Annotated in this window: 8 protein-coding genes and 1 pseudogene; 7 read left to right on the top strand and 2 right to left on the bottom strand. The window is 42.2% G+C overall.

Annotated features, from left to right (window positions below; genetic code table 11):
* The 5 genes and pseudogenes from hisS to der all read left to right on the top strand — a co-directional run.
* On the top strand, positions 1–1,051 hold a 1,051-nt coding region (gene hisS, locus ATS71_RS09260; RefSeq protein WP_235591453.1), incomplete at its 5' end, for a histidine--tRNA ligase.
* Between the two features lie 19 nt (positions 1,052–1,070).
* Entirely contained in the window at positions 1,071–1,691 is a 621-nt protein-coding gene (locus tag ATS71_RS09255) for a YfgM family protein (RefSeq protein WP_058404575.1), read from the top strand.
* Between the two features lie 10 nt (positions 1,692–1,701).
* Entirely contained in the window at positions 1,702–2,880 is a 1,179-nt protein-coding gene (bamB, locus tag ATS71_RS09250; RefSeq protein ID WP_058404574.1) for an outer membrane protein assembly factor BamB, read from the top strand.
* Positions 2,881–2,954: 74 nt separating this feature from the next.
* Positions 2,955–3,177: pseudogene (locus ATS71_RS18970) on the top strand (GTPase); the annotation flags it as partial.
* A gap of 1 nt (position 3,178) precedes the next feature.
* On the top strand, positions 3,179–4,421 hold a 1,243-nt coding region (gene der / locus ATS71_RS09245; protein WP_235591452.1), incomplete at its 5' end, for a ribosome biogenesis GTPase Der.
* Positions 4,422–4,481: 60 nt separating this feature from the next.
* Here the strand turns inward: der and ATS71_RS09240 are convergent.
* The gene (locus ATS71_RS09240) at positions 4,482–4,985 is read right to left on the bottom strand and encodes a TFIIB-type zinc ribbon-containing protein (RefSeq protein ID WP_058404572.1); all 504 of its coding nucleotides are present in this window, start codon (positions 4,983–4,985) and stop codon (positions 4,482–4,484) included.
* 27 nt (positions 4,986–5,012) lie between these two features.
* Positions 5,013–5,600, bottom strand: a complete 588-nt coding sequence (locus ATS71_RS09235) for a DUF4202 domain-containing protein (RefSeq protein WP_058404581.1) — start codon at positions 5,598–5,600, stop codon at positions 5,013–5,015.
* Positions 5,601–5,827: 227 nt separating this feature from the next.
* On the opposite strand from ATS71_RS09235, the gene ATS71_RS09230 reads away from it, so the two are divergent.
* Both ATS71_RS09230 and ATS71_RS09225 read left to right on the top strand, forming a co-directional pair.
* Positions 5,828–7,549 carry a DUF885 domain-containing protein gene (locus ATS71_RS09230; RefSeq protein WP_058404571.1) on the top strand — a complete coding sequence of 574 codons (1,722 nt, stop codon included), beginning with the start codon at positions 5,828–5,830 and terminating at the stop codon, positions 7,547–7,549.
* 161 nt (positions 7,550–7,710) lie between these two features.
* Positions 7,711–9,021, top strand: coding sequence for a DASH family cryptochrome (locus ATS71_RS09225; RefSeq protein ID WP_058404570.1), 1,311 nt, complete (start codon positions 7,711–7,713; stop codon positions 9,019–9,021).
* Position 9,022: the final 1 nt, after the last annotated feature.

Here is a 9,022-nt window from a genome sequence, read left to right as displayed (position 1 = left end):
ACTAACTCTTCGCCCAGAAGGCACCGCAGTGTGTGTTCGTGCTGGTAACGAAAACGGCTTATTGTATAACCAAGAGCAACGTCTTTGGTACATGGGCCCTATGTTTCGTCATGAGCGCCCGCAAAAAGGCCGTTACCGTCAATTTCACCAATTTGGTTTAGAAACCTTTGGCATTGCCACAGCCGACATTGATGCAGAAGTTATTTTACTAACAGCACAGCTTTGGGAAGCGTTTGGCATTACCGAGCATGTGCGATTAGAGCTTAACTCATTGGGTTCTAATGAAGCTCGTGCACAATACCGCGATGCGCTTGTTGCCTACCTTGAACAACATACCGACGTGCTTGATGAAGACTCAAAACGCCGCATGTATTCAAATCCATTACGTGTGCTAGATAGCAAAAATCCAGACGTACAGGCAATATTAGTTGATGCACCTAAACTGTCAGAGCATTTAGATGCTGAATCAAAAGAACATTTTGAAAATTTATGTGAACGTTTAGACGCAGCTGGCGTCTCATACACGGTTAACGAAAAATTAGTGCGCGGTTTAGACTATTACAACCGCACAGTATTTGAATGGGTAACCGACAGCCTTGGCGCGCAAGGTACTGTGTGTGCTGGCGGACGCTACGATGGCTTAGTTGAGCAACTTGGTGGAAAAGCAACCCCAGCAGTTGGCTTTGCAATGGGCCTAGAGCGCTTAGTGTTGTTACTCCAAGCACTTGAATGTGTTGGTGACATTCGCCGTAATGCTGATGTATATTTAGCGGCCATGGGCGACAAAGCAAGTATTCAAGCCCCGATTATTGCGTCTGAACTACGCCGTGATGTGGCTGGCCTTCGTGTGATGGTTCACGCGGGTGGCGGAAACTTTAAAAAACAATTAAAACGTGCCGATAAAAGCGATGCACTTGTTGCCGTAATTATTGGTGAAGATGAATTAGAACAAGGCGTGGTGACCATAAAGTATTTACGTGATCGTAAAGAACAAGTCACATTAGAATTAGAACAAGCTAAAGCGCTACTAGCTGAGCTTATAAACGGCTAAGCAGATATTAGAGGTAATCATGGATATACATTCAACAGAAGAAGAACAAGCAGAAGCCATTAAACGCTTTTTCCGTGAAAACGGTCTTTCACTGGCACTCGGTGTAATTGTAGGTTTAGGTGGCTTATACGGTTGGAAAGCCTACAACCAAAACCAAATTACAACCGCTGAGCAAGCGTCAGATTCTTACACTAAATTAGTAGAAGGCGATGATGTTTTATCATCAGCTGATGCTTTTATCAGTGAAAATAAAGACACAAACTATGCAGCCCTTGCGGCGTTTGTAGCAGCTAAAGACGCGGTAGAAGCGCAAAAGTTAGATGTTGCTAGCGAAAAGTTAAGCTGGATTGTATCAAACGTTGAAAATGCAGAATTAAAAGCGATTGCTATTACACGTTTAGCGCGTATACAAATTGCACAAACTAATTTTGACGATGCGTTAAACACACTAAATGCACCATTACCTGAAGCGTTTAATGCAAACGTTGCAGAGCTTAAAGGCGATATTTATGCTCAGCAAGGTAATAAAGAGCAAGCGCGCACCGCCTATCAGGCTGCGGTAGATGCAGGTGGGTTAACAGGCAACCCACTTTTACAAGTTAAGTTAGATGACCTAGCAGTAACTAGCCCAGCGGCATAAGGTTTTAGGTATGAAAAAATTAACGACCGCAACCCTTGCCCTATGTATGGCAACGCTAATGGGTTGTTCATCAAGTGATGAAGAAGACGAACTAGTCCTTCCCGAAATCGCCAATCAGTTTGAAACTGATGTGGTTTGGCAAGAGTCTGTAGGTAGCGGCGTAGAGCATTATTTTTCTCGCTTAACTCCTGCTGTATACAAAGACACTGTTTATGTTGCAAACCGCGAAGGTCAAGTAGAAGCATTGTCGCTTACTAACGGCGATGTACAGTGGGAGACCGACGTACGTCAAGACACCTCATTTTGGCCTTGGAGCGACGACGGTACAGCAAAATTATCAGGCGGTATATTACAAGCTTATGGTAAACTGTATATTGGTTCTGAACACGGCTTTGTAGTGGCACTTGATCGCGAAACTGGCGAAGAAGTATGGCGCAAAAACGTACCCGGTGAGTCACTTTCAAAAGCAGCAGCCGGCGACGGCCTTATATTTGTAAACCTAGGCTCAGGTAAATTATTAGCACTTCACCCTGATACAGGTGAAGAGCGTTGGAGCTTTGAACAAGAAGTGCCAGCACTTACATTACGCGGACAAAGTGCACCTACGGTTGCAAACGGTGGCGTTTTAGTTGGCCTAGAAACAGGTAAATTAAGCGTTTTAATTTCAGAAAGTGGTTACTCAGCTTGGAGCGCAGAAATTGCAGCTGCAAAAGGTGCTTCAGAATTTGAACGCCTGGTTGACGTAGACACGCAGCCACTCATTAGCGGCCCGTACGCCTATGCAATTGCATACAACGGTAACCTAGCAGCAGTTGATATTCGCTCTGGTAATGTGGTTTGGAAACGTGAATACAGCAGCTACCGCGAAATTTCGATGGATGCACAAAGTATTTATGTAGTAGACAGCAACGGCGTTGTTTATGCATTAGATAAAAATTCAGGTATTGAACGTTGGAGCCAACCCGCACTTCGTGGCTGGTACTTAACAGGTCCTGCTGTTACAGGTAACTATTTAGCCCTAGGTGACCAAGAAGGTAACCTACACTGGCTAAACAAGGAAACTGGCGAGTTAGTAGCGCGTGAAGACTTTGATAGCTCAGGCTTCTTTGTTGAACCTGTTGTTGCCGACGACAAACTGATATTATACACCCGTGACGGTGAAGTAAGTGCGGTAACAATACCAAACTAACTTACTAATAGTCATATGGTTTTTATAAGGCTTCGCTCTGCGAAGCCTTTTGTTGTTTTTTAAAGAGGTAGTTTATGCTTCCCGTGATCGCTCTAGTTGGGCGACCCAATGTGGGCAAATCCACATTATTTAACCGTTTAACACGTACTCGTGATGCACTCGTAGCCGATTTTCCAGGTTTAACACGAGATAGAAAATATGGCCAAGCTAGTTACGATGGCTATGAATTTATCGTGGTAGACACGGGCGGTATTGATGGCACTGAAGAAGGCATCGAGATCGAAATGGCTGACCAATNGCTACTTGCAATTGAAGAAGCCGACATCGTACTGTTTTTAGTTGATGCCCGCGTAGGCATGACCGTTGCCGACCAAGCTATTGCTAATCATCTTCGCAAGCAAGACAAAAAATGTTTTGTTGTTGCCAATAAAACTGACGGTATTGATGCTGACTCAAATTGTGCTGAATTTTACCAGTTATCACTGGGTGAGATTCATCACATTGCAGCCGCTCATGGTCGCGGTATTACGCTTTTACTTGAGCACACACTTCAGCCTGTTATTGCCGAACTCGCAGCACAAGATGAAGACGTAGCCGATAATGATGAAGAGCTCATTGATCTTTACGAAGAAGGTGAAGGCGACGATACTGACCACCAGGCATTTGCAGATAAACCAGTAAAGCTTGCTATTATTGGTCGACCTAACGTTGGTAAGTCTACACTTACAAACCGTATACTTGGTGAAGAACGTGTGATTGTTTACGATATGCCTGGTACAACACGCGACTCTATTTATATCCCTATGACACGTAACGAAAAAGAGTATGTGTTAATCGATACAGCAGGTGTTCGTAAACGTAAAAAAGTAAGCGACGTAGTAGAAAAGTTCTCAGTGATTAAAACTCTGCAGGCCATTGAAGATTGTAATGTTGTTTTACTGGTTGTAGATGCACGTGATGGAATATCTGATCAAGACTTAAGCCTATTAGGGTTTGCGCTTAATTCAGGCCGCTCGCTTGTTATTGCCGTGAACAAATGGGATGGTCTAGATGATTACGTTAAAGATCGTATTAAAACCGAGCTTGACCGTCGTTTAGGTTTTATTGACTTTGCACGCTTGCACTTTATATCTGCACTGCATGGTACAGGTGTTGGTCATTTATTTGAGTCGGTGGATGAAGCGTACGAGTCGGCTACTAAGCGTATTAGCACCGCAATGCTTCGCCGTATTATGGACATGGCACAAGCCGATCACCAGCCGCCACTTGTTCGTGGTCGTCGTGTTAAGCTTAAGTATGCGCATGCCGGTGGTTATAACCCGCCACGTATTGTAATTCACGGTAACCAAGTTCACGATTTACCAGATAGCTACAAACGCTACCTCATGAACTACTACCGTAAAGCACTTAAAATTATGGGCACCCCAATCAAAATCGAATTTAGAGAAGGTGATAACCCGTTTGCAGGGCGTACTAACAAAGTAACGCTTTCGCAAAAACGTAAAATACGTGCCTTTGCAAAAGAAAACCGTAATAAATAAACTGCATAAGCGTTAATTTATTACAAAAAAACGGCGTACTTTTTAGTACGCCGTTTTTTATTACTGAAAATTAAGTAATGCTAATTGCACCAGCCGTTCAACTGTCGTGTCTTGAACATTTTTAGGCGCTCTGGGGTAATACTTTGATTTTGGCGGCTTAATAGTTATAAACCCATGATTGGTTGCCATTTCGTGGGCTAACAGCTTTCGCTCTTTGGGTGTTAGGTGGTTTTCATGTATTTTTGCAAGCTCGCCGCTATCAAGCCATATTCCTGCACAACCCGGGCATTCGTCAATCTCAACCACTTTGAGCGGTGAGAAATACCGGCGCATCATCACTATGCTTGGGCATTTAGGGCAATTTACTCGCGATGATATATCGCCCTCACCTTCAATATAATTACTTAAATATTTAAGTAAAACCTGACCATGCTTTAACTCGGGAGAGCTAAACTTAAAAATTTGGCTGTTATCAAAAAATACGCCGCCTTGCGCTGACGTAAAAACAGTAATTCCGCCAACAAGTAAAGGTTCAAGTGGCGTATTACTACGAGGACAATACATTTAAAATTCCTTTTTATTTATTTTCTTTTACTCAAGTGCTTTATGAATAAGCCCAACAAGCGGCCCGGGCAATGTAATATTACCTGCAAGTACAAACTCATGGGCTTCATCTGACATTTTTTGCCATGTACGGCGAATAATCCCAATCCATTTTTCTTCATTGTAATCTGGTTTTGCATTGGCAAACCCAAGCATATAATGTTCAATAAATACAAGGCTTGCTACATCTTCAACTAATTGGCTGTCTGGGTTATGTTTAATATTTTTTTTAGCGACCGCATCGTACACTCGGTTTTGCTCAGCTTCACCGTAACCAGCTTGCTTCATGAGCGCAACCACGCTGCTAGCATGAAATATATAAAGTGCACTGCGCCACTGATGATAGCCCTGTTTGTTCATTTCAAAATCACTACGTGGCGACTTCCAACGCTGAATATGCTGTGCACGCACTGCAATTTGCATGAGTTCATCGGCATCTGGTTTAAAACGAGTTAACATTTCGCTCATGCGCAAGGCGTATAAACTTTCTTTAGGAAAGCTTTGTCCATTGTGCTGCTCAGTATTAGGGTCTTGGTCGTTTGCTTCATCAATTAAGGTAATTACTTTATTAAACATGACGATCATTTTTTATAATAAGTTTTAGTCATTCTAAACGCTGATAAAACAATAAACTAGTACGCCAATCAGTTACGCAGTGAAATTTGTTCAATCAAAAAGTAAAACCAAGAGTTACAGGTTATAAAAGTAAGCGCAATAATTAAGTTAACTTGGTACTATATTGAGCACAAATTAAAATAAAAAAGCGCGATAAATAATAACTAACTCGCCAATAACGGATGACTATGTTTAAAAAAAGTATTCTAGCTATATGCTTAGCGGTTGCATCGCTACCAAGCTTAGCCGACACTAACACTGATTTAAAAACCATTATTGATAACCACTGGCAAAACGCCAAAGCTGAGAAAATATTTTTTCGTACCGACCCAGATGGCTGGAAGCCAAACGGTACATTGCCAAATTGGAGCGAGCAAGCCATTGCAAAGCGCCAAGCTTATAACAACAGCGTGCTAAAAAGCTTAGCCAGCATTGACCCAAAAACGCTCAACAACGAGCAGCTAATGAACTACCGCTTATTTAAATATGAGCGAGAAACCGAGCAGCAAGGCTACCTTTATCAAGATAAGTATTTTCCGGTTAATTTTTTAAGTGGCTGGCATACTTACTTTGCAGAAGCGCCCGCTAACATGGCATTTTTAACACCCGACGATTACAACGCATTTTTAATCAGCCTTGCCGACTACCCTCGCTTTAATCAGCAAAATATTGATTTAATGAAAGAAGGTATAAAAACAGGCTTTACTCATTACTGCAAAACCTTTGAAAATTACAGCCAAAGCATTAGCGCGCATATTGTTAAGCAACCTGAAAAAAGTGCCCTTTACGAGCCCTTTACACGTATACCAAACACGTTTACAGCAGAGCAAAAAGCCACATACCAAAATAAAGCTAAGGCCTTAATCAGCTCAAAAGTAATCCCTGCTTATCAGCATTTTTACGACTTTTTTGAAAACGATTACATGCCTAACTGTAGAACGCAGCCGGATATTGCAAGCGTTAAAGGCGGGCTTGAGTATTACAAATATGCAGTTAATTACTACACCACAACCAATGCCACACCAAAGCAAATACATGAACTAGGCCTTAAAGAAGTCGCGCGTATTAAAGCGCAAATGCAAAACATTATCGATAAAGTAGGTTTTGATGGCACATACAGCGATTTTTTAGAATTTTTAGCGACCGATGAGCAATTTTACGCAAAAGACGCGCAGGACCTACTTGAAAAAACCGCTTTTATTACGCAAAAAATGTATGGCAAACTCCCCACTTACTTTGGCCATTTACCGCGTAACACCTTTACTATAAAAGGCTCAGCGAGTCGTGGTGCGTTTTATATGCCACCGCCTGATAACCGCTCTCCTGGCACTTACTTTTTAGCCTCAACACCTAAGCTACAGCCTTTGTATAATTTAGAAGCACTAAGCCTACACGAAGCAATACCAGGGCATCATTTACAAAATGCCATTGCTATGGAGCTGGATGTACCTGAATTTAGACGCACACTTAGCCACTCTGCTTTTGGTGAAGGTTGGGCACTATACACAGAGCGCTTAGGTAAAGAAGCTGGCTTTTACCAAAGCCCATACAGTGACTTTGGCCGCTTAGGTTACGAAATGTGGCGTGCTGTGCGTTTAGTGGTTGATACCGGTATTCATGCGTTTGGTTGGAGCCGTCAAAAAGCAATTGACTACTTAGCCAGTCACACGGCTTTACCACAAAGCGCGGTTGAAGATCAGATAGATCGTTATATTTCATGGCCAGGCCAAGCGCTCTCTTACAAAATGGGCGAAATAAAAATACGCGACCTGCGTGCAAAAGCCGAAAAAGAACTCGGCGCTCAATTTGATATACGCAGCTTTCACGACACCGTTATTGGGCAAGGCTCTCTGCCTATGGCAGTACTTGAAGACGTTATAAACGATTGGATAGCAGAGCAAAAAGGATAATTTAACCCTACTTCAATAAAATCAGAGGCGGTAACTTTACCGCCTTTTTCTAACTTAGAGTCTTGCACTCATTTTTAAATTTAGTCGATTAAACACGATTAATTAATCCTCAACTACTTTTGCTTCGTAGATTTGATCATCATAAAAACCAGAGCAAAAGTATGAGCAAACGCATTTTATATTGGCTACAAAACGATTTACGCCTAAACGACAACCCCATTTTTAGTAAACTTGCACAACAGCAATGCGCGCTAGACGCCGTGTTTGTAATTAACCCTAACTGGTTTAAAAACACAAATTATCAGCAAAAGCAGTATGGTGAAAACAAGTACACCTTTTTAATGCAAAGCCTTTATGAGTTACAGCAAGCATTAATTGCTCGTGGGCAAACCTTGCATGTGCTAGAAGGTGAACCGGTGAGCGTTTTAAAACAACGTATCAAAGAGCAACACATTGATGAAGTGGTTTACAGTGAGCAATTTGGTGTGTACGAACAACGCGAAATTAATTTATTAAAAGCTCATTGCCCTGAAGTTCAATTTACCAGTACCCTGCAGGATACCTTGTACCAACAAAACGAACTGCCTTTTAATTTAAACGATTTACCTAAAAGTTTTACCCCGTTTAAAAAGAAGGTTGAAGCAGCCAGTGTTCCAATTACACTCTCGCATATTACAACCGAGCTACTGCCTAAACCTATTACGCTGTGCGCTAAAAACCCAATTGAGTTGCCAAAAGCAATAAACACCTCAATGCATGGTGGCCTAACAAGCGCACAAAAACACTGTGAACAATACTTTTCAGGCGAATTACCTAGCACTTACAAAATAACTCGTAACGCGCTTGATGGCTTTGACAACACCACTAAATTTAGCCCATGGCTTGCTTTTGGGTGTATTAGCGCAAAACAATTATACAATGCTGTTGAACAATACGAACAAACATACACCGCTAACGATTCAACCTACTGGATTAAGTTTGAACTACTATGGCGTGAATACTTTAAATGGCATGCACTAAACGTACAAAGCAGCTTGTTTAGTTTTAAAGGGCAAAAGCAAACTAAGCCGCTCACTACGTTTATGCCAAACCGTTTTGCTGCTTGGTGCCAAGGCACAACCCCATACCCGTTAGTTAATGCCATTATGAAAGAGCTCAATGCAACCGGGTTTATAACAAACCGCTCCAGGCAAATTGTGGCAAGTTACTTAGTAAACGAGCTTGGCCTTGATTGGCGTTACGGCGCAGCTTATTTTGAGCAGCAGCTAATTGATCACGATGTAGCAGCCAACTGGGGAAATTGGCAGTACATAGCAGGAGTCGGCGTTGACCCACGTGGCGGACGCCACTTTAATATACAAAAGCAAACTGCACAGTTTGATCCAAACGGTACCTACACCAACAAATGGCAAGGCAATCAACATTCAGCTGCACAGCTAGATCACTTAAACGAGGTAGATTGGCCTGTATAGG

The sequence above is a fragment of the Pseudoalteromonas sp. H71 genome, from assembly GCF_001468485.1.
Taxonomy (GTDB): domain Bacteria; phylum Pseudomonadota; class Gammaproteobacteria; order Enterobacterales; family Alteromonadaceae; genus Pseudoalteromonas.
This window is presented reverse-complemented; position numbering and strand designations above follow the sequence as displayed.